This is a genomic window from Paenibacillus sp. HGH0039 (genome assembly GCF_000411255.1).
In the GTDB taxonomy this organism is placed as follows: Bacteria; Bacillota; Bacilli; order Paenibacillales; family NBRC-103111; genus Paenibacillus_F.
On record NZ_KE150415.1, the window covers coordinates 43,042 to 63,622 of the forward strand.

Here is a 20,581-nt window from a genome sequence, read left to right on the forward strand (position 1 = left end):
AAACCGAATATTATAAAGAGAATATACCATTTTTGTCCGTCTTTGTACAACCTATACAAGGAAACGTCACATTCGGGACAAGGCCGCCCCCGCCAAGACAGAAAAAAAGCTCCTCACCGGGAGCTATCGCATGGATCTCGAATGCTCGATGCCTACGGGAGCATCCGTACCGCGTATACGTCCTTGCAGAACCCTCTTAGCCCGTTATAGATCCGGGCAACCTTGGCTTCCTTCGATACGAGTCCGAATACGGTCGGACCGCTGCCCGACATAAGGACACCGTCGGCTCCAAGCCTCTCCATCACTTCTTTCATCTGCCGGACTTGAGGATACAGCTGGAGCGTCACCTCTTCGAGCACGTTGCCGAGACTTCCGCACAGCTCGTCGAACCGTTTATGCCGGATGGCTTCCAAAACCCGTTTGGTATCCGGGTGATGGTTGATTCCCGCAGCATTCAGCTTGCCGTACACCTCGGAGGTGGACACGTTGATGGGCGGCTTGGCGAGAATGACCCAGCATTGCAGAGGGTTGTCCACCGGGTGAAGAATCTCTCCGCGGCCGGTGGCGAGCGCAGTTCCTCCCGTTACGCAGAAGGGAACGTCCGAGCCCAGCTCGCCGCCAAGCTTCTGCAGCTCCTCCGTGGGGATGCCGAGTCCCCACAACCGGTTCAAGCCGCGCAGCGTAGCCGCGGCGTCACTGCTTCCTCCGGCGAGCCCTGCGGCCACCGGAATCTTTTTATCCAAATGTATATACACGCCCTTGCGGACGTCGTACCGATCTTTTATGAGCCTCGCGGCCTGGAAGGCGAGGTTCTTCTCATCAAGCGGAATGTAGCCGGCCTGACTTGAAATGATGATCGTATCCCGGGGGAGCTCCTGCATTTCAATCCGGTCGGCCAGGTCGACCATCGTCATAACCATTTCCACTTCGTGGTAGCCGTCTTCCCGTTTCCGTAACACGTCCAGGGACAGGTTGATTTTGGCCGAAGCTCTTTCGTATATTTTCACAACGGTCACCTTCTTTTGGGCGCTTTGCCGATAATAGCTTCACATATTATAGCAAATGCCTCTAAGAAAAGCTAAAGCTTCCGCACGGTTCAAATACAAGCGGGGCGGGCATTTTCCATTTGTTCACTTATTTATTAACAATTGTATTTAACGGTGATTATCCGGTACTATCTTAGCTTCCATAAGAGGATGAACCTGCAAATCCCTTACCTGTCCGTTTTCTTCGGTTCGGAAATTCCAGGCAGATCCGATAACTCCATTCCGATGAATGTGCTGCATCTTTTTGAGCTAACCTTGCCGGATGAAGTTCAGCCTCGGTGCCCCTCCGCGTTAACTGGGCAGCAGCGTCCCTCGCTTACGGACGGCGTTTTAGGTTCTGCTCGGCGATCTGCAGAGCTCTTTTCACCATATTTCCCGCATCCTTGCTCCGTATCCCTCCCCAGCCTTCACGCTCGACTGTCTCATAGAAACCAAGGTCTTTAGCTAGCTCGTACTTAAAATCCTCCGACATGACGCCCCTTCTTCTTCTGCTCATCTTAGTTCCTCCTTTGGAGTGCGATTGCGGTAGGTTTCCCCCAGTAGTATGCGTCGGGAACGGAATGTCATTCACTCGCACCGGGACATGGACAGGAACCTTCCTCTTGGACCCGTACAATCTTTGCACACAAGCGCCCTCGAAAAGCAAAAAACGGCAGCTCCCAAAAGGAGTGCCGCTGTTCTTAATGCTGTATATACGTGATGCGGAGTTCTTCTGCTGCGTCATCGTCACAAACCGTAACTTCAACGGATTCGGTCAAAATATCCGCGTAGCTGTACGAGACCCGCTTAAATGATTGTTGTTCTTGGTCTAGCTTTACGATAAAAACAGAAGGGTAGGTTTCTTCCAAAACACCGAAACGCTCAATGGTTTTCCGACGGCCGCCATTTGCTTTCAACATGATTTTCTGTCCAACATGAGGCTCAAGACTGCGTTTGATTTCCAACAGTGCATTTTTAGCCATTGTGATCTACCACCTCTTTCTCTGTTTATTATACCTCAAAACAGTGCGTTTGTCAAACAAGCCAAATATTATATCAGCCAGACAAATACGTTGTCAACGGTATAAAATCCTATTTTTGTTTCTTTTCACAGGCTTAGCTTTTGTCAAAACCTGCAGAATTATGCACCGCTGCCTTTTCCTAAGATCCGCCGGGTCTATAAAGGCCCATTTCTCCGCCCTTAAACCGCAACGTATAAAAAAGCGTACAGCCCCTTGTATCCAAGATACATGGTTCTGTACGCTTATCTTTAAACGCCAAGCAGGTGCTAAAGCCGCATCCTTTGTTCCGGAAGCCCCTGGCACCGCTTCGCGTCCTCGGCCTCATCAGCCGCCCTGCCAGAAGCTTATACGGTGGCTTCCGCGGTCAGGTTCACGAGCCTGGGCACACCCATCCGGTAGCTCCCCCTGGTTTCAATGCCGCCGACTCCGTCCAGACCCGTTACCGTAACGCCGGCCAGATCGACCATGGACACGGTTTCGCGAATCGATGTGTAGGAAGCTTTGGCGGCTATGCATAGGGGATCCAACGCATGAATGAGCACCCGGGCGGGAGAGCTTGCGAAATTCGCCCCCGCCTGCAGCAGCGCCTCGAAGTGGGACTGGCAGGCACCCGCCACGATCGTCAGGGCGTCGCGGTTGCTCTGGTACTGCCGCGCGACTTGGACGGCCCTGACGAAATGAAGCGAGTTTTTATAGCTGTCGAGCTGATGTACGTCCAGCTTCTTTCTGTTTTTCAGCAGACCGTCATGTCCCGTGACAACGACGATATCGGGCTTCACCTGCGGCAGGAGACGCTGCAGGGTGACAGCCATCTGAGATTCGCTCACATAGAAGCCCTCCGCGGGGATGCGAAGCTCTCCGTACAGATTCATGCTTTTGCGCAGATAGTTCGGATCGCCGTCCAGATGCAGGATTTTACCCGGCATCTCGAAATATTGCGTATTCTCGGGCAGCTTATTACGCACCAGATTATCGTTGAGCTGATACAGCTCCTGACGAAACTGGCGGATGCTGCGGATTGTCTCGCCTACCCTCGGCAAATTCACTCTCGGAAAATCCGAATCGCGGGCGGCCGTTACGCGGGATAGATCAGCAATGGGAGCGTCCGCCAGCAGGCGAAAATCGACGCCCCGAAGAATCGCCCTTGTCGTATCGATCTCCTGGATTCGAAAAATGATATCGTTGCCGTAGGATTTGCGGGTCGCCAGATCGCCTTGCCTCATGAAGCCATCCCCTCCTAAGCCTATCGTATGGCAGGGGTGGGCAATTGGTGATTAGCCCGCTTCTATTTGCTGCAGGTCGGGCAGTTCCGCAGAGCTTCCGCCACGCGGCCGTATTCCTCCATGCTGAGCGTTTCGCCGCGGCGGCTTGGTTCGATGCCCGCCTCCAGCAGAAGAGCCTCCAAATCGCGTTTGTTCTCTTTGGAGAAGAACCGGGCTCCGAGGTTGTTATAGATCGTTTTGCGCCGCTGCGCAAAGCTGGCTTGTACCACCTCGAAGAAGAAGTCTTCGTCCGCTACTTCGACGGGAGGTCCTTTGCGCAGACGCAGGCGGATCACAGCCGAGTCGACGTTCGGCTGCGGAACGAAAACGGTGCGCGGAACGATCGTAACCAGTTCCGCTTCGCAATAGAATTGTACGGCGATGCTGAGGCTGCCGTACTCCTTGCCGCCCGGCTTGGCCGCCATCCGGTCCGCCACTTCCTTCTGAATCATCACGACGATGTTTTCGAGCGGAAGCTTTTCTTCGAGCAGCTTCATGATGATCGGCGTCGTGATGTAATACGGAAGGTTGGCGACGACACTGATTCCGGACAAGCCGGAGAATTTCTCCTCGATCAGCTGCCTCAGATCGAGCTTCAACACGTCGCCGTGGACGACCTCGGCCGTCGGATAGGGCGACAGCGTCTCCCGCAGGATGGGGAGCAGACGCTGGTCGATCTCTACCGCCACGACGCGGCCGGCCTCTTTCGCCAGCTGCTGGGTCAGGGCGCCGATTCCGGGCCCGATCTCCAGCGCCCCCTTCTCGGGAGCAAGCTCCGCCGCGGAGATGATGTTGCGCAGAACGTTGCCGTCCGTAAGAAAGTTCTGTCCCAGACTTTTTTTGAGCACCAGATTGTGCCGGTTTAGAATATCTTTGGTCCGTTTGGGCGTTGCCACATCTTCAGAAGCAAAGGACGGGCCGCTGCCTTGTTCATTTAATTTCATAGTCATCCTCCAAGCTTCCGTCCCTGACGAAAGCTGCCTGTGCGTAAATTATTGATCCGGACGGTCCAACTGCTCTACGGCAGCTTCGAACTCTTCCCGGGAAATTTGAAAAGCGGCGCAGCGCTTGTAAAACTGCTTACCATTACAATACCCGATTCCGAGCTTTTTTCCTACTTCCAGTCGTCTGGCCGCGGCATCGGGATGAACAACGAGGCCTGCGGCGATCAGATCCTCCCATGTCAAAAGAGACGCGGCGCCCTCATATTCGGTCTTTACGTTCGCCAGAGCGGACCGTATAGCGTCCGGAGTCGCATTCTCGACTCCGATGTCCCCCCGCTTCTCGGCAAGTTCCTGGGGGAGAAAAGCATGTTTGCAGCCGGGCACCTTGCCCGAAATGATTTTGCGGATGCGCTCCCCCGCATGATCCGGATCCGTGAAGACAATGACCCCTCTGCGCTCCTGGGCCAGCCGGATGCGATCCAGAATTGCGCGGTTGATTGCCGATCCGCCGGTTTCGATCGTATCCGCTTCAACCGCCCGCTTGATGGCGGTCGTATCGTCTTTTCCTTCGACAACAATGATTTCTTTGATCATGTTCTTTATCCTCTCTTAAGCGCACAAAAAGAAGAGGGTGTCCCTCTTCTTTTTGCATACGGTTTGTTACCGGTTTGTAAATCTTCGTTACAGGTAACATGTTATCCTAATCTTGTGTCGGTTTATTCGGACCGATGACGTAAACGGTATATCCCCGTTTCACACCGAAAGTCTTGGCATAATTCATGCTGTCGAAATAAACGTCCATTTTCTGGCCTTTAATAGCACCGCCCGTATCTTCCGCACGGCGGTATCCGATGCCTTCAATGTACACCCACCAGCCTAACGGCACGACTGATGTATCTACGGCAATCGTCTGCCCTTGAACAGGCTTCGTTCCGCTGGCGGTCCGGTTGCCTACGCCCGGCTCTTCGGAAGAGTAAGCGGTCAAGGTAACGTTCTTTAATATTTTCTTCGCGTCTATGTCGGTACCTGCTTTAGTTACCTGCTTAGGCTTAACCGGTTCGGATGCGGCTGCCACCGTAACGACCGGATTTTTTGTGCCTACAGCCACAATCTTATCCACACTGGCGTTTTTGACTGCTTGATCGATAACTTGCTCGGATACGAGTTTTCCGTTTTCGAAAATCTTCTCTTTCTTTTTGACCAATACGCCTTCCTGGCCTTCCTGTACGACCTGCTCTTTGCCTTTCAGCAGATCCTCATCGGATTTCTTGACCACACTGAATGCGATGGGCTCCGAAATTTCTTCCGTTTCTTTCTTCACCCGGACAACTTCGATAGCCGCATTGGCTGAAAGCTCCGTGTCTTTGGCCGGAGTCACTTTGTCGTGCTCTCCCAGCGAAATATTTGAATCTTGCAGAACTTGATCTACCGTTTTCGCAATGGTATGCACAGTTTGTGTCTGCCCGTCGGCAGTTAGCTGTACGGGTGATGCATGATCAATGACAATCTTCTGACCGTCTTGAATCTTGCCGTCAAGCGGCATAGATACCTGATCGTGCTCACCGATTGTAATGGCTTGTTCATCCAGTAGGCGCTGTAGGACCCATTGTCTTGTTTCCACAACGGTTTCTCGTCCGTTTACCACCAATGATACGCTTTTACCAGCCGTACCGTATAACAACACCAAAAACATGAAAGTCAAAGCGAATGAAATGATAGCTGCAAGGATGATCATACGCAAGTTTTCATGCTTCCATCGCAATGCGAAGGACATGCTGGATGATCGCTTAACATGGGTCTCTGATTGCGAGATATTGCCCACTTCTTCGGTCCTCCTTCAAAGCCTCGCCTCTGTGATACGCATGATGATTTGGACGCGACTTAGGTTTATTTGGCGGTTCCTAACGGAACCCTTGCAATTGGCTTCTTTCCCGCCGGCTGACCGGTTGCTCTCAGTCTCTACGGGGTCGGCATCACCTCCGCTTGATGTTTATGCGGGTCGAATACCCGTCCGATATGGAACAAAAAAGGCCATCGGAAAGAGAAAGCTTCCCGGTGGCCTGTGTGTGAGCGCGACTAAACAGAATGACACGACAGTTGGTATCTCTCCCGGTACGCTTACGAGGTTAGCTGACGGATTCGGGCCGTGAGAGCTGCCCTACTCGCCGGCGGTGCTGCCTGCACCTGCCATTGAGATTCACCCCAAATTGTTTCCTGTTGTATCGGCCCAAAAGCTGTTCCGACCTTGACAGCGGTTCCCCCGTTTTCCTTTTACGGAAACTCAGCGTTAAAACTTGGCGTTTATTAAGTTATCATGAAAGTATATTACGCTCAAATATCCAACCTGTAAAGGGGGCATATTCCCTAAAAATAAGCAAATTTAACCAAACCACCGGCATTTATCTAATTATCTTGCAGTCGTTCTCCTTTTTTCTCCCGTTATCTCACTCCTAGTTTTCCCCATTTCCGCCGTTCCGCTTGGGCATTGGGCTTCCAGGCATTTTTTGACTATAATAAAAGATACGGCAATCCGCCCAAAAGGCCGAAAGCCGCAATAACCGATTGAAGAAAAGCAGGTGAAGGCATGAATCCGATTCTTCACATTTCCCGTCTCAGCGGAGGCTATTTGCCCGGAAAACCGATTCTCCGCGATCTCGAAATTACAGTCGGACAAGGTGAAATGGTCGGTCTGATTGGACTCAACGGAGCGGGAAAAAGCACGACCATCAAACACATCCTCGGGCTCCTGAAGCCGCAGGAAGGTAGCGTCCGCATCCGTAACCGGACCTTGGAGGAAGATCCGCTCGGCTACCGGTCCTCGTACTCTTTCGTCCCGGAATCTCCTGAATTGTACGACGATCTGACGATTGAAGAGCATTTGGAACTGACGGCGATGGCTTACGATATTCCGAAGGAAGCGTTCAAGGAACGTGCCGGCCGCCTGATGAGCGAGTTCCAGATGGAGCCTAAGCGCAAAAGCTTCCCGGGCCAGCTATCCAAAGGGATGAAGCAGAAAGTCATGATCATGAATGCGTTTCTTGTCGAGCCCGCGCTTTATGTCATTGACGAGCCGTTCCTCGGCCTTGACCCGCTGGCGATGCGCTCTCTTCTCGACATTATGGCGGACTTCAAGAGCAGGGGCGCCAGCTTCCTGATCTGTTCCCACATCCTGGCCACGATCGAAAGATACTGCGACCGGTTCGTCGTTCTCCATCAGGGACGAATTCTTGCCCAGGGCACACTCGACGAGCTGAGACAACAAACCGGGCTGTCCGATGCGACCCTGGACGAGCTGTTCTATGAGCTGGTGCGGAGGAATCCGGCATGAACCAAGAAGCAGCCGTTCACAGAGAGGGCACGGCCGGGGCTGTCCGTCAGCTGTGGAAGCGCAGATTCGACCATTACCGTCAGGAAACGTCCCGTTACTGGGCTTATGTCGCAAGAAGCCAGTTTTTCGGTTTTCTTTTCCTGATTTTTATCGTTTCTTCCTATTATTATGCAAAAATACTTCAGCAGCTTCCGACATCTTTTCCCTACATTTGGATCGTTCTGCTCGTCCTCGTTCCGGCTCTCGCAGCCGGCTCAGTGCGAACCCTTCTAAAGAATGCGGACCGGGTGTTTCTGCTTCCTCTGGAACCCGTTATGAACGTGTTCTTCCGGGCGGCTTTCCGCTACAGTCTGGGGATCCAGGCCGCACGATCCATCGTTCTGATGCTGATTGCATGGCCTTTATACAAACACTGCACGGGTACGGAAGGACAGCCCTTGTGGCTGATGGCGATTTTTGTTCTTCTAATAAAAACAGCCAACCTGCTCGGCTCGTGGCAGGAAGGCCGTTTTTCATCCCCCGGATGGCGTCTGATCTCAGCGGGTTACCGCTGGGTCTTAAGCGCAGCCGTCGTTTTCGCCTTGTTCGGTACGGGGCCGCTTCCGGGCGGGGTCGTTCTATTGGCGGGACTTGTCGTCTGGGCGGTCATGTACAGGCTTGGGCCCGGTCGGCGGGCAATCGGCGTAGCCTGGGATTACCTCATCGACAACGAGCGCAAACAGCAGTATCGCCTGTACTTGTTTTTTAGCGGCTTCGCCGATGTGCCCCAGCTTCCTGTGCGCGTAAAACAGAGACGATGGCTGGCCGGAATTACGAACCGGTATTCGTTCCGGTCTTCCTCGCTTTATCTGTATCTCTTCACGAAGACGTTCGTCCGTTCGGAGCTGCTTGGCATCGTCGTCCGGATCACGCTTGTCGCCGGCCTCGCAGCCGCGGCCGTTCAATCCGCACCGGTGGCCGCCGCCGTCTGCCTTGTGGCCATGTTCATTTCGCTGATCCAGCTCACCTCGCTGGAACAATCGCACCGCTACACGTTCTGGCTGCAGACTTACCCGGTAGATCCGCGCCGGAAAGTGGACGCCGTGGTGCGAATCATCAGCGCCGCTTTCACCTTGCAGGGTATCGTTCTTACCCTGCTGATGGTGCTAAGCGGGGCGGGCGTTTATGCAGCCGCCCCGCTTGCGGGGCTCGCGCTCGGCCTCGTGCTTTGCGCTACGGTAACGAAGCGGAAATTTACCGCTTCATTTGAGGCCGAGTAAACGCACGGCATTGTCCGTCGTCACTTTGGCCAGTTCCTCCAGGCTCATGCCGCGCAGCTCGGCCGCCGCTTCGGCAACGAGACGCACGTATGACGTTTCGTTGCGTTTGCCCCGGAACGGATGAGGCGTCAAATAAGGCGCATCCGTTTCGATAAGCAGGCGGTCAAGCGGCACCTGCTTGAGGACTTCCTTGGGCTGCTTGGCGTTTTTGAACGTAATGGGACCCCCGAAGGAAATATGGAAATTCATATCCAGACACTGCTTTGCCGTTTCCCAACTGCCGGAATAGCAGTGCATAATGCCGCCGACTTCGGCGGCTTTTTCTTCTTTCAGGATATCGACGATATCTTGGTGAGCCTCTCGGTTATGGATCACGATCGGAAGTCCGACCTTGCGTGCAAGGCGGATCTGTTCGCGAAACACTTTCGCCTGCACATCTTTCGGCGACGTATCCCAGTGATAGTCCAGCCCGATCTCCCCGATCGCCACTACTTTCTCGTGCTTGCACAGATCCTCGATCCATTCAAGGTCGCCGGGCCGCATATCGATCGCATCGGTCGGGTGCCAGCCTACTGTCGTCCATATAAAATCGTACTTCTCGGCAAGCTCGATGGAAGAAGGAATGGTTTCGCGGTTGAACCCTACGTTAACAATCCGGGTTACCCCGTTGTCCCACGCCCTTTGGATAGCATCATCACGGTCTTCGTTGAAAGCTTCATTGTTCATATGAGTATGAGTATCGGTCAGCATAACGGGAACTCCTTTTGTTTCGTCTGTTTTTTTGAATTAGGCGTCGAACAGCTTCTTACGGAGAGCCGCAGCCTTGCCGCCCTCTTTTTCAAACAACTCGGCGGGGTAATATATACGGTGCTGCCCCATATGAATGCCCGAGATCGATTTGACGATTTCGGAGCGTGCCGAAATTTCCGTCAATTTATCCTGGCCGTCAAGCAGCAGAATGGGTTGTTTGTCTTCCTTGCCGGTATCGGGCCGGTATACATCGTACGACTGGTCCGAAGGGAAATCCAGCTCCAGATAATAATCCGCATCAAACCCGGCCTCCACCAGAGCGTCACGGAATTCCGTCAGGAGTTCTTTGTCCCACTCTTCCACGGCCGAGAATTTGAACAAGCGGCGGTGCAGAAAGCGGCCGGACAAATCAGCCAGCACGGGGTCTTTTTCCAAACTCCAATACATCAGAACCGTCTGCATCAAAGATTCGTCCAGGAGGAAATAATCCTCCAGCGACAATTTCCCTTGGAAAAGATGAAGGATCGGCTCCGGCATAAATGTAAACGAGTAACCGTCTTCGAATAGCGCCTTGGCGCACTCTAGAACTTTCCCCAGCAAAATCTCCGCGCTCCGGGTAACCGGATGAAAATAAACCTGCCAGTACATCTGGTAACGGGACATCAAATAATCTTCGACGGCATGCATCCCGCTCTCTTTTACGACAATTTTCCCTTTATAAGGCCGTACTACCCTCAGAATACGCTCCAGATCGAAAGTTCCGTAATTCACACCTGTAAAATACGCGTCCCGCAGCAAATAATCCATCCGGTCGGCATCGAGCTGGGACGAGACGAGACTCGTTACGATTTCCTTGCGATAGGTTTTGCAAATGACACCGGCAACGTCATGGGCAAACGTCGGCGACACTCTGGAAAGCACTTGGTTTACTTCACTGTCACCCAAAATGATCCGGCAGGACCAATTTTCGTGATTCGTTCCGAATACTTTTTCAATAGAGTGGGAAAATGGCCCGTGACCGACATCATGCAGCAGGGCGGCGCATAAACAAAGCAGCCTTTCCTCTTCCGGCCAGTCGGCATATGAATTTCTTTCGAATTGAGAAATAATCTTTCTCGTAATCTCGTAAACGCCGAGCGAGTGGGAAAAACGGCTGTGCTCCGCGCCGTGAAAGGTCAGGAATGAAGTGCCCAGCTGGCGGATACGCCGCAGCCGCTGAAATTCCCTGGTGTTGATGAGGTCCCAAACCGTACGGTCCTGCACATAAATATATTTATGGACAGGGTCTTTAAAAACTTTTTCTTCTATCATTTTTCCGCCTCCTTTTCGACATAAAAGCCGACTATTTGATCAATTAAACAAGGATTTTGTCGAATAATGTTTCTGGCCATTTTCCAAACCAAGTGGTACTTGTCACAAAAATAAAACAATTGTCAGTTCAAAGGAAAGCGGTTAACTGCAAAAGATCCACTTATTTTTAAGGGTTAAGGAGGAATTCGGCATTTCACAAAGAATTCATTAAATATAAAAACTGCAATTAGAGACCAATTTTGGGTTGACTATTTTGGGAATGCTTGGTATCATGAATATCGAAAACTATGTCGAATAATGACGATTAATTATTTCAGTAGATTGGAAGGAGCTTTTATATATGATGAAATCCACAGGTATTGTAAGAAAAGTCGACGAATTGGGGCGTGTCGTTATTCCAATCGAACTTCGCCGTACACTCGGTATCGGTGAAAAGGACGCGCTGGAGATTTATGTAGACGGCGAGCGCATCATGCTCAAGAAATATGAGCCTGCTTGTATCTTCTGCGGCAACGCTGAAAATGTGACTTATTTCAAAGGAAAAATTGTTTGTCACGAATGTTTAAATGAAATGCCAATACCTGTGACAAAATAAGAAAAATAGTATATAATAAGAACTAGCAAAGTTCCCATTGGTAATTCTAACCTTTTTCATATCTCCTCTACGTCTCTGATCCCGGCGGACCACCGTCATGGATTAGGGACATTTTTTTGTCCGGAAACGTGAAAAAGCTTTCTGCTGCAGGGCACAGTTGCCAAGCACCCCATGCGAAACCTGAGGGAATAGGAGCCGCCGAAAGTGCACACGCGTCTCCGTACAGAATGGCTCCGTCATCACTTGCATCGGGCCTCGTTTGGAAGCGCTCATTCCCTGGTCCGCCCGGTGATTCCGGAGCCTCTGCAATCATACCCGCAAGCCTGGGCATAATTTCTCTTGGACCGGCAGCTTAATTCTGAAGCAGCTCGTTGTAGACGTCCCGCTTCGGCAGCCCCCGGTCGGAAGCGGTCTTTTTGATCGCTTCCTTCTTGCTCATCCCCTGTCCCATGTAATGGGCGGCATGCTCCTCCAGTGAAAGCTCCTTCCACCAGGCGGCTTCCGCCTCCGCCGTTTCGGCTGCGCTTCGTCCCTCCACGAGGACGACGTACTCGCCCTGCGGCGGATGTTCGCCGAGATGGGCCAGCGCCCCGCTGATCCGGCCTCGCCCGAATTCCTCATAGCGCTTCGTCAATTCGCGCGCTAGGCAGATCTCCCGATCCCCCCATGATTCGAGCATCTGCTCGAGCGTACGGACAACCCGATGGGGGGATTCGTAGAACAGCAGCGTGCCCTGCGCAGGCGCCAGCCTCGCCAACTCCCGCTGCTGATCTTTCTTATCGCGCGGCAGGAACCCGTTGAAGGTAAATTCATCGGTAGGCAGCCCTGAGGCGATAAGGGCCGACAAGGCCGCGTTCGCGCCCGGGATCGGCACGACCGTAACTCCGGCTTCAATTGCCAGCCGGACAAGATCGTGCCCGGGATCGGAGATGGCGGGCAGTCCCGCATCGCTGACGAGCGCGATGGTCTGCCCCTCGCTCATGAGCCGGACCAGCTCCGGGCCGCTCGCCTGCTTGTTGTGCTCGTGATAGCTGACGAGCCTCCCGGAAATATCGAAGTGAGTCAGCAACTTGCGAGTCTGGCGCGTATCCTCAGCGGCGATAAGGTCCGCTTCCTTCAGGACACGGACAGCCCGGTAGGTCATGTCTTCGAGATTGCCGATCGGAGTGCCTACCAGATAAAGCATCCCCATGCCGATCGACTTTTCGGGTTTACGGCCGCGGGCTCTGCCCTGAACCTGTTCCGGTGTAGACGAGATAGCGTCATGGCCGTAGGTACCTTTTTGGAACGTATCAGCACCGGTCTGCCTTTCCGTGTTCGTTGAATCTTCCACTTCTAACGCCGCTCGATCCTTTATGTTCTCCGCTGTATCCGCCGCATCTCCCTCCTTCCCGGTTATGCGCTGATCGTCTTTCTTCATTATATAGCTTCGCTGTATATTAAAATTCATGCTGGATTATCCTCTGTTTCTTTCGTTTTCCGGGCTTTTTTGCCCGCCTGCTTCCAACTCGCTCTTCTCCCCGTAGAATACGGCATGAAGTTCGCCGCAGTACCGTCCGCCCTCCTCATGAACGAAGAGCGGCGGAAGGGTTCGCATATCCGCTTTACCGTCACGGATACCTTCGATCAGTACCATCATCGCCTCTTCTCCCTGCCGCGGGTGAACGAAACGGACTCTTTTGGGCTCGACGCGGTACTGTCTCATTAACGTGCAGATATCGACCAGCCGGTTCGGCCGGTGTACCATGGCCATCTTGCCTCCGGCTTTCAGCAGTTTAGCGGAAGAGGCTACCACGTCCTCCAAGGTACAGAACAGCTCGTGTCTTGCGGCCGCCACATGCTCGTTGCGGTTTTGTTCACCCGCAGGAACTGGCAGATAGGGCGGGTTGACCGTCACCAGATCATACCCGGAAGCTCCCAGTGTCCGGTGAATCTGCTTGAGATCGGCATGTACCATGTGAAGCCTTTCCTGCAAACCGTTCAGCTCGATATTGCGTCTTCCCATACCTGCCAAGCGCTCCTGGATTTCGACGCCCCAGATCTCGGCTGCGGGTGTCCTTGTAGACAACAGAAGGGGAATGACTCCATTGCCGGAGCACAGATCCACAATTTTGCCCCGTGGAGGCACCGTGCAGAACCTTGCCAATAAAACCGCATCCAAAGAAAAGGCAAATACCTCTTCGCTTTGGATGATTTTCAAATCATGTGTCAGCAGATCGTCGATCCGCTCCGTTTCATGCAGTGCAACCTGCACGTGGACTCCTCCTTTATTTTAACCGGAATTCTCATATGGAAAAAACCGTAGAGAAAAGCTCCCTACGGCTTACGTTATTTATTTAAGAAAGACAGGCAGAACAAACAGTCTCCTTCCGTCCGCAAGTGTCCGTAATAGACATTGCAGATATGGAAGCCTTCATAATACAGACGGGCCAGGTTGTCGTATCCCTCGCCGATTACAGGCTCAACGCCTTTCACCGGTTCGGAGTCCGTCTCCTCGGCATCCCCCTGCTTCAGCAATTTGCGAAGCTGTTGATTTTCCATCATCAGCCTTTGGTTATCCTCAAGCAAAGAAATGATGGTTTTCTTCAAATCGCCAAGCTCCGCATATGCTTTTCCGATCTGCTCTTCCAAACCGTCGATTTGCGCAAACATTTCATGTTTCTCCACTGTCTCACCTCAAGTAACGCTTCCTGCATCCGTTAACTAATCTTGCTCCGCTACATCGTCAAAAGGAAGATCCATTATTTTGCCGATATCGTACAGCTGAACCTTGCAAGTTTTTTCGTTCATGTTCAGTGAAAGCACTTTGCCGTTGCCAAGTGAGGTAATCACATAAGTTCCTACGGAAGGCACGCTGTCTTTGGCACTTTCGTAGTTATCATGCTCGAACTTCAAGCAGCACATAAGACGGCCGCACAATCCGGAAATTTTGGTCGGATTCAGGGACAGGTTCTGGTCCTTGGCCATCTTGATCGATACCGGTTCGAAATCCCCCAGGAATGAAGAACAGCATAAGATTCGGCCGCACGGTCCGATACCGCCCAGCATTTTGGCTTCATCCCGTACCCCGATCTGACGGAGTTCGATACGCGTTCTGAAAATGCTCGCCAGGTCCTTAACCAGCTCCCGGAAGTCAACCCTTCCCTCAGCCGTAAAATAAAAAATAATTTTATTCCGGTCAAATGTATATTCCACGTCCACCAGCTTCATTTTGAGCTGATGATCCTTGATTTTATTCAAACAAATCCCGAAAGCATCTTTGGCCGCTTTCTTGTTCTCTTCAACAAGCTGGGCATCCGTCGGATTCGCAATCCGGATGACTTTCTTGAGCGGAAGGACCACATCGTTCTCTTGAACGGTTTTCTTTCCGATGACCACTCTACCATATTCGATGCCTCTGGCGGTCTCAACGATTACGGCGTTCTCTTGTTCCACAGGAAGGTCAATGGGATCAAAATAATACACCTTGCCCGCCTTCTTGAAGCGGACACCTACGACGGAATACATGTTACACCCCCTGTATGTCCACTAGCATTTTCTCGATAACCAGCTGTGGATTGGCATTAAAACGCAGCCGTTTTTGAAGTTCAACCGCCTGGGCCAGCAAACGCACCCATTCTCCGGTTTCCCTCTTGAACGACAGTGGCCCCATCCAATCCATCTGGTCGATATATACGAAATTTTCCTTGCGACCGATTCGCAGGGAAACCATGTCTTTCAACCATAAAATCATGAGATCGAAAAGCAGAGCCGTATGATCGGCCAGCCCGGCTTTGATCCACTTCTGCTGCAGCGTAACAAAGGAAGACGGATAGCGTGTCAGCGTTTCCCTCAACAATTGTATCATTGTGCTGCGGATTTCGGCAAACCCATTTGTCTGAATCATTTCTTTGGCCGCTTGTAGGCCGGCCGTCAAATGAATGGCAGGCTGCACCAGGGCAGCAGGGTGACCTTCTTCCAACAGTACTCTCGCCATCTCGGCCCGCGGCATAGGTGTGAAGGAAATCCATTGAGACCGGGACTGAATGGTCGGCAGCAGAGCATGTCCATTCTCGGTAACGAGTACCGCAACCACTTTCGAGTTCGGTTCTTCCAAAAACTTAAGCAGGCTGTTGGCAGCCTGGACAGTCATTTTCTCCGCTTGATTCAGAATATAAATCTTCGTGCCCGAACCTGCGGAGCGGTAGGCAAACTGCTTCTGCAGCTCGCGAATCTGGTCGATCTTGATGGAAGCCCCATCGGGCTCAATTTGGTAAAGATCCGGATGGTTGCCATGCTCGACCTTCCTGCATTCCAGACATTCCCCGCAGGCGTCATCCTTGAGGTTCGTGCAGTAGATGGCTTTCGCAAGCATAAGGGCCGTCTGCTTCCTCCCCGTACCTACCGGACCGCTAAATATATAAGCGTGCGATATTCTATCCTGCCGCAAGCCGCTTTGCAATATGCGTTTGGCCGTTTCCTGGCCTGGGATCGTTTGAAAAGACATTTGTATATTCTCCACTGTCTTTAAAATAAAAAGTGGATCAGCATGCCCCGTATCTCGCCTATTCGCTGCAAAATCTCCAGCCGTCCCTGCTCGGTTTCAAGCAGATCGTCCGCCATGCTGAGCAGAGCACCGTCTACTTCCTCCAGCAGCTTGTACCTCTTCGTCCGGCCTCTCCTGTCCCATCCGCGAGTTTCGCGCAAGCCGACTCCCTGACGGGCCGTCTCCTCCAGAAACTGCTTAATCAGCAGCTTGTACTGCCGAAGTTCCCGCAGCTTCATGGATCTGGAGAGACGGTCACCCTGGAGCCCGATCTGCTGAAGCATCCGGTTAAGCTGCTCCATGGTGACCTTCTCGTCATGCTTGAGCATAAAGGCGGAGAAGTCTTTGGGAGGCGATTGAAGAGTCGGCGCCGTTTCCGGAACCTTTACGTTCTTACCGATCGGCTGCCACCCCGGGTTGATTTTCAAGCTTCATGCTCCCCTTTTGTTGCGTATTGGCGGGTTCCGTCGGTCGGTCCCTGCCGATTTAGAAGTGCTCAAAACGTTCGACCGGAAGCAGGAATACGGCGGCACCGCCGACCTGCACTTCAACCGGGAACGGAATATATGAATCTGTCGTACCGCCCATCGGCGATACCGGCGTAACAAGCTGATCACGGACTTTGCAGTTAGCCTTGATCACTTTGAAAACTTCCGGAACCCGCTCATCCTCGATACCGATCATGAACGTCGTGTTGCCTGCACGCAGAAAACCTCCGGTACTGGCCAGCTTGGTTGCACGGAACCCTTCCTTGATCAAAGCATTGGAAAGACGATTGCTGTCTTTGTCTTGAACAACGGCGATTACGAGTTTCATCGCAGATCCCCCTCTTTCATTATACCTCAGGCTTTGGAAAAAAGACACGATCTAACAGTTGTTTACAATCCTGCAAAATATCATGAGCGATTTCATCCTGGGTGCGGTCCGCATCGATCAGGCAAATCCGTTTGGGATTCTGTTCCAGGATCTTCATGAACCCTTCCCGCACGCGGGTGTGATAGGCTTCGCCCTTCTGTTCAATACGGTCAAGACCTTCTCCGCCGGCTGACTGCGTCCTGGCCAAGAGCCTCCGACGGCTCGTTTCAACCGGAACATCCAGCAAATATGTGCGTGTAGGCTCCAGTCCTCCGGTCGCAAAACGGTTAATGGCCGCCACCTCATCGAAGCTGATTCCAAGTCCGTAGGCCTGATAAGCCAGGCTCGCATCGACAAAACGGTCGCAAAGCACGATGCGGTTCGCTTTCAGCGCCGGCACGATAAATTCCCGGACGTGCTGGGCACGCGATGCGGCGTAGAGCAGGACCTCCGTATGATCCGCCATCTCCTTGTAATCCGGCGTAAGAACGAGACTGCGTATGTGGTCGCTGATCGGTGTGCCTCCCGGCTCCCGTGTTACGACTGTATCATATCCGAGCGCCTGCAGCGATTCGGCCAGTCTCCGCAGCTGCGTCGTTTTACCAGAGCCGTCAGGACCCTCGAATGTAAGAAATAGTTCTTTCACATTACCCTCCTAAAAATAAAAACGAAACCAACCTTCCGGCCGGAAGTTATTCTATGTTGCTATTATGAGTATCCTCCGGAATGTCCGTCAGAACCCTCAGGTTGCCTTTCGCCGCCTCCCGGCTTCCGTGAAATCTCGCTCCCGATTCGGCCAGCCGCTTAAGCTCTGCCGCCGTATCCTCTTGAATAAGCTCTCCAGGATACAGCAAAGGAATTCCGGGCGGATAAGGGATCACCATTTCAGCGGATCTTTTTCCGGCGGAACTCTCAATCGGCATGACGCATACAGAGTCCTGTACGCTGTTCTTCATGTCTCGGGTAACGGGTATGTTCATGGGAACGGGTATGGAAACGGAGTTAAGAAGAGGCTTATACATACTATTCGGGCTAATGCCCGGAAGTTCCTGCTTATTTGTCAAGTATTCCTTGGAAATGGCTTCACAGGCTCCCAAGGCTCTCTCCGCATCTTCAATTGTCGAGGCGGGCGTTAGAAGAAGCAGAACGGCTTTATCCGCGGCAAGCTCCACAAAACAACCGGCTTCTTCTAAAAATCCTTGCAGCTCAGAGCCGCTCAACGTTCCCGTCCCATCGTATATCGTCACTTTGAAAGGATCCATATGCTCGTATGCGGTTTGTGCCGAATGATGTTTCAACTGCCGGAAACCGTATATGTCCTCCAGACCGTCACGGAGTCTTTGAACGGCTTTCAACCCTTCAGCGACCAGCCTCTCCCCATGGAGGTGCATCTGTCTCCTGGCTAAGTCGAGAGAAGCCATGATCGGATAGGACGGGCTGGAGCTTTGCAGCATTGCAAGCAGCATGCTTATTCTCTCCCGGTCCATCCGATCATGCCGGAGATGAAGCATCGCCCCCATCGTCATCGCCGTAAGCATCTTGTGGGTGGATTGGACCACGGCGTCGGCTCCGCATGCAAGCGCGGACTCCGGCAGCGCCGGATGAAAGCCGTAATGCGCCCCGTGGGCCTCATCCACCAGCAGCGGCAGGCCGTGCCGGTGCATCAGATCGGCATAGGGGCGCAAAGTCACTCCCATTCCGTAATAGTTCGGATTGGTCAGCAGCAGCCCTTTCGCCTCCGGATACCGGGAGAGCGCGTCTTCGACGTCGCTCAGCCTCACGGAGGCGGGTATACCGCTTTCCCCGTCGGTCTGCGGGGAAACAAACACCGCGTGCGCGCCAGCCAGCATCAATCCGTGCAGCACGGATTTGTGGGCGTTGCGCTGCACGAGAAGAATGTCGCCGGGTCCGCACAGCGACATGATCATAGCCAGGTTGCCGGCCGTACTGCCGCCAACGAGAAAAAACGTCTCCTCCGCCCCGAAACAATCTGCCGCGAGCGCCTGCGCCTCGCGGATCGCCTCTTCGGGTTGGTGGAGATCGTCCAGGCCGCTGATCTCGGTATAGTCGAGCGCCATCAGCGGCTCAAAAAAAGGAGCGGCCTCACGGTCCGCTCCCCTGCCTGATTTATGACCGGGTACATGGAAACTGGCCGGTCTTCGTTCATAATGCTCCCTCATTTTTTCGAAAAGGGGCGCGTTTTCGCGATTTGGCATATCCAAGCATCCTTTGAAATCTTATATTCATGAAGTAAATTAAGCATACCTGTCAGCCGTCCCGAAAATCAAGGCATTTTTCGCGCGTTTACACACTTCCGCCGTCCGGTATCAAGCGTTTTGTTTATAAAAAATTTGCTTTAACTGCCGGATAAAAAAAGAATATTTGACATCCATTACATCCGTACGCACAATTTCAGCCTCACAAGCATCGCAGATAAATTCCGAAGCAATCTGAATGCCTTCTTGCTTTTCTTCTCCGCACACGATACATTTCACCAGAACCGGGTCTTCCATACGGATCACCTCTACTTTTTTTCCTATTAGCAGTATGTCCGGTTTACGATTCTTTTAGACGCAAAAGAAAGGTTTCAAGCACGTAACGGCGGCCCCCTCTCCACGTATGTACGGGATTTGGCACTTTTGCCTGTGTGCAAAGCTCTCATTGCAGCAAGCTTTCTCCACCTTTAATCTTTAAAAAACCTGGTCTAAAATCCGATATAGATAGAGTACCCTACTTATGAGATACTGACTAGAACAACAGATGTTTTAAACGGAGGCTTTCCAATTTGAAAAAAAACACTTCCAGCGATGCGATTATCTACACGTATACCCTTCTTCGACGAATTCCGCATCATCTCCTGCTGCTCGGCGTTTATTACGCATTTGCTGCGGTATGGGCGGTTAAGGCCCTGCTGACAGGCAGTCTGCTCTCTTTGTGTCTCGGCTATATTTTCGTTCAACTTCTTCATATGCTGGCAATCCGCGGGTATCTTCATTTTGTCAGAAAAGCGGAGCCTCAAGGCTGGTCTTTCCGATTTGCTCATCTTTGGACAGGCTATATTCCCGCGCAGTACGTGATGTTTCGGTCTTTCTTCCGTCTTCATCTGCACCTGCTGATCTCGGGTTTCGCCGGTATATTGCTTCTCTATCCTTGGTTCAGCGCTGCAGCCTTATCCAATATCTTGTTTGTGCATTTGTGGATTTTAGGCGGGCGGTTTTATATGTTTTTGATGTTCCGAAAACAATATCAGGTCGGCTGGCTGCGCCTCCGTGCTAATGAAACTTCGTGTTACAAACAGTAAGTCTTACGTGCCCTCAGACTTAACATTCCTGGAAATAAAATTGGTAAAAACGCGTCTCAAAAATGGAAATTACGGGTCACGGAAATGGAAAATAAATTAAGGTGGGTGACTTTCGTCTTACGACACCACACCCGGATGGGAACTGCGCGGCACAAAAAATGATCGGATCAGAGGTTCTACCCTTGACCGATCTTTCCCGTACTATCTTAAATATATCTTTAAACAACAAAAAACCTTTTCGAACTCTCATTCGAAAAGGTTTTATTTGTGCTTGGCAACGTCCTACTCTCCCAGGACCCTTCGGTCCAAGTACCATCGGCGCTGGAAGGCTTAACGGTCGTGTTCGGGATGGGTACGCGTGGTTCCCTTCCGCCATCGTCACCAAACAGGTGTCTATTCAGACA

General features: G+C 52.2%; 23 protein-coding genes, 1 rRNA gene and 1 riboswitch. Of the genes, 4 read left to right on the forward strand and 20 right to left on the reverse strand.

Features of this window, described 5'->3' with window-relative positions:
- Nucleotides 1-152: 152 nt before the first annotated feature.
- From ispE to HMPREF1207_RS28320, 7 genes are all read right to left on the reverse strand, one after another.
- Nucleotides 153-1,007 carry a 4-(cytidine 5'-diphospho)-2-C-methyl-D-erythritol kinase gene (ispE, locus tag HMPREF1207_RS28290; RefSeq protein WP_009671887.1) on the reverse strand — a complete coding sequence of 285 codons (855 nt, stop codon included), beginning with the start codon at nucleotides 1,005-1,007 and terminating at the stop codon, nucleotides 153-155.
- 355 nt (nucleotides 1,008-1,362) lie between these two features.
- The gene (locus HMPREF1207_RS28295; RefSeq protein ID WP_009671894.1) at nucleotides 1,363-1,542 is read right to left on the reverse strand and encodes a small, acid-soluble spore protein, alpha/beta type; all 180 of its coding nucleotides are present in this window, start codon (nucleotides 1,540-1,542) and stop codon (nucleotides 1,363-1,365) included.
- A 184-nt stretch (nucleotides 1,543-1,726) separates the two neighbouring features.
- A complete protein-coding gene (veg, locus tag HMPREF1207_RS28300) occupies nucleotides 1,727-2,008 on the reverse strand; it encodes a biofilm formation stimulator Veg (protein ID WP_009671869.1) in 282 nt (93 codons plus the stop codon).
- 383 nt (nucleotides 2,009-2,391) lie between these two features.
- Nucleotides 2,392-3,270, reverse strand: coding sequence for a sporulation peptidase YabG (gene yabG / locus HMPREF1207_RS28305; RefSeq protein ID WP_009671923.1), 879 nt, complete (start codon nucleotides 3,268-3,270; stop codon nucleotides 2,392-2,394).
- 62 nt (nucleotides 3,271-3,332) lie between these two features.
- A complete protein-coding gene (rsmA, locus tag HMPREF1207_RS28310; RefSeq protein ID WP_009671890.1) occupies nucleotides 3,333-4,253 on the reverse strand; it encodes a 16S rRNA (adenine(1518)-N(6)/adenine(1519)-N(6))-dimethyltransferase RsmA in 921 nt (306 codons plus the stop codon).
- A 48-nt stretch (nucleotides 4,254-4,301) separates the two neighbouring features.
- Nucleotides 4,302-4,847 (reverse strand): ribonuclease M5, encoded by a 546-nt coding sequence (rnmV, locus tag HMPREF1207_RS28315; RefSeq protein WP_009671863.1) that lies wholly within the window; start codon nucleotides 4,845-4,847, stop codon nucleotides 4,302-4,304.
- Nucleotides 4,848-4,953: 106 nt separating this feature from the next.
- Nucleotides 4,954-6,075, reverse strand: coding sequence for a 3D domain-containing protein (locus HMPREF1207_RS28320; protein ID WP_009671885.1), 1,122 nt, complete (start codon nucleotides 6,073-6,075; stop codon nucleotides 4,954-4,956).
- 279 nt (nucleotides 6,076-6,354) lie between these two features.
- Nucleotides 6,355-6,550: riboswitch (cyclic di-AMP (ydaO/yuaA leader) on the reverse strand.
- Nucleotides 6,551-6,837: 287 nt separating this feature from the next.
- Between HMPREF1207_RS28320 and HMPREF1207_RS28325 the strand changes: the two genes are divergently transcribed.
- Both HMPREF1207_RS28325 and HMPREF1207_RS28330 read left to right on the forward strand, forming a co-directional pair.
- Nucleotides 6,838-7,581 carry an ABC transporter ATP-binding protein gene (locus HMPREF1207_RS28325; protein WP_009671901.1) on the forward strand — a complete coding sequence of 248 codons (744 nt, stop codon included), beginning with the start codon at nucleotides 6,838-6,840 and terminating at the stop codon, nucleotides 7,579-7,581.
- Complete coding sequence (locus HMPREF1207_RS28330) at nucleotides 7,578-8,840, forward strand: ABC transporter permease (protein ID WP_009671903.1); 1,263 nt, start codon at nucleotides 7,578-7,580, stop codon at nucleotides 8,838-8,840. Before HMPREF1207_RS28325 ends, HMPREF1207_RS28330 begins: the two co-directional genes overlap by 4 nt.
- On the opposite strand, the gene HMPREF1207_RS28335 is transcribed toward HMPREF1207_RS28330, so the two are convergent.
- Both HMPREF1207_RS28335 and HMPREF1207_RS28340 read right to left on the reverse strand, forming a co-directional pair.
- Nucleotides 8,823-9,590: a TatD family hydrolase gene (locus tag HMPREF1207_RS28335; protein ID WP_009671899.1), complete on the reverse strand. Its 768-nt coding sequence runs from the start codon at nucleotides 9,588-9,590 to the stop codon at nucleotides 8,823-8,825. The two genes, HMPREF1207_RS28330 and HMPREF1207_RS28335, sit on opposite strands and share 18 nt — an antisense overlap.
- A 36-nt stretch (nucleotides 9,591-9,626) precedes the next feature.
- Nucleotides 9,627-10,901, reverse strand: a complete 1,275-nt coding sequence (locus HMPREF1207_RS28340; RefSeq protein WP_009671915.1) for an HD domain-containing protein — start codon at nucleotides 10,899-10,901, stop codon at nucleotides 9,627-9,629.
- 340 nt (nucleotides 10,902-11,241) lie between these two features.
- Here HMPREF1207_RS28340 and HMPREF1207_RS28345 point away from each other — a divergent pair, with 340 nt between their 5' ends.
- Entirely contained in the window at nucleotides 11,242-11,496 is a 255-nt protein-coding gene (locus HMPREF1207_RS28345) for an AbrB/MazE/SpoVT family DNA-binding domain-containing protein (RefSeq protein ID WP_009671874.1), read from the forward strand.
- Between the two features lie 352 nt (nucleotides 11,497-11,848).
- Here the strand turns inward: HMPREF1207_RS28345 and rsmI are convergent, their stop codons facing one another.
- From rsmI to HMPREF1207_RS28400, 10 genes are all read right to left on the reverse strand, one after another.
- On the reverse strand, nucleotides 11,849-12,946 hold the full coding sequence (gene rsmI / locus HMPREF1207_RS28355) for a 16S rRNA (cytidine(1402)-2'-O)-methyltransferase (protein WP_009671864.1): 1,098 nt from the start codon (nucleotides 12,944-12,946) through the stop codon (nucleotides 11,849-11,851).
- Nucleotides 12,947-12,952: 6 nt separating this feature from the next.
- Complete coding sequence (locus tag HMPREF1207_RS28360; RefSeq protein WP_009671882.1) at nucleotides 12,953-13,750, reverse strand: tRNA1(Val) (adenine(37)-N6)-methyltransferase; 798 nt, start codon at nucleotides 13,748-13,750, stop codon at nucleotides 12,953-12,955.
- A 74-nt stretch (nucleotides 13,751-13,824) separates the two neighbouring features.
- A complete protein-coding gene (yabA, locus tag HMPREF1207_RS28365; protein WP_009671886.1) occupies nucleotides 13,825-14,163 on the reverse strand; it encodes a DNA replication initiation control protein YabA in 339 nt (112 codons plus the stop codon).
- Between the two features lie 36 nt (nucleotides 14,164-14,199).
- Nucleotides 14,200-15,003 (reverse strand): PSP1 domain-containing protein, encoded by an 804-nt coding sequence (locus HMPREF1207_RS28370; protein WP_016424270.1) that lies wholly within the window; start codon nucleotides 15,001-15,003, stop codon nucleotides 14,200-14,202.
- A 1-nt stretch (nucleotide 15,004) separates the two neighbouring features.
- Nucleotides 15,005-15,982, reverse strand: a complete 978-nt coding sequence (gene holB, locus HMPREF1207_RS28375) for a DNA polymerase III subunit delta' (RefSeq protein ID WP_009671884.1) — start codon at nucleotides 15,980-15,982, stop codon at nucleotides 15,005-15,007.
- Between the two features lie 20 nt (nucleotides 15,983-16,002).
- On the reverse strand, nucleotides 16,003-16,449 hold the full coding sequence (locus HMPREF1207_RS28380) for a YaaR family protein (protein ID WP_009671907.1): 447 nt from the start codon (nucleotides 16,447-16,449) through the stop codon (nucleotides 16,003-16,005).
- Between the two features lie 58 nt (nucleotides 16,450-16,507).
- Entirely contained in the window at nucleotides 16,508-16,837 is a 330-nt protein-coding gene (locus HMPREF1207_RS28385; protein WP_009671881.1) for a cyclic-di-AMP receptor, read from the reverse strand.
- A 19-nt stretch (nucleotides 16,838-16,856) separates the two neighbouring features.
- A complete protein-coding gene (tmk, locus tag HMPREF1207_RS28390; RefSeq protein ID WP_009671873.1) occupies nucleotides 16,857-17,522 on the reverse strand; it encodes a dTMP kinase in 666 nt (221 codons plus the stop codon).
- Nucleotides 17,523-17,568: 46 nt separating this feature from the next.
- Nucleotides 17,569-19,092, reverse strand: coding sequence for an aminotransferase class I/II-fold pyridoxal phosphate-dependent enzyme (locus HMPREF1207_RS28395; RefSeq protein WP_009671913.1), 1,524 nt, complete (start codon nucleotides 19,090-19,092; stop codon nucleotides 17,569-17,571).
- Nucleotides 19,093-19,203: 111 nt separating this feature from the next.
- A complete protein-coding gene (locus HMPREF1207_RS28400; protein ID WP_009671897.1) occupies nucleotides 19,204-19,389 on the reverse strand; it encodes a sigma factor G inhibitor Gin in 186 nt (61 codons plus the stop codon).
- A gap of 272 nt (nucleotides 19,390-19,661) precedes the next feature.
- Between HMPREF1207_RS28400 and HMPREF1207_RS28405 the strand changes: the two genes are divergently transcribed.
- The gene (locus HMPREF1207_RS28405) at nucleotides 19,662-20,177 is read left to right on the forward strand and encodes a hypothetical protein (protein ID WP_009671912.1); all 516 of its coding nucleotides are present in this window, start codon (nucleotides 19,662-19,664) and stop codon (nucleotides 20,175-20,177) included.
- A 269-nt stretch (nucleotides 20,178-20,446) separates the two neighbouring features.
- Here HMPREF1207_RS28405 and rrf read toward each other — a convergent pair.
- Nucleotides 20,447-20,563: ribosomal RNA gene (gene rrf, locus HMPREF1207_RS28410) — 5S ribosomal RNA — on the reverse strand.
- Nucleotides 20,564-20,581: the final 18 nt, after the last annotated feature.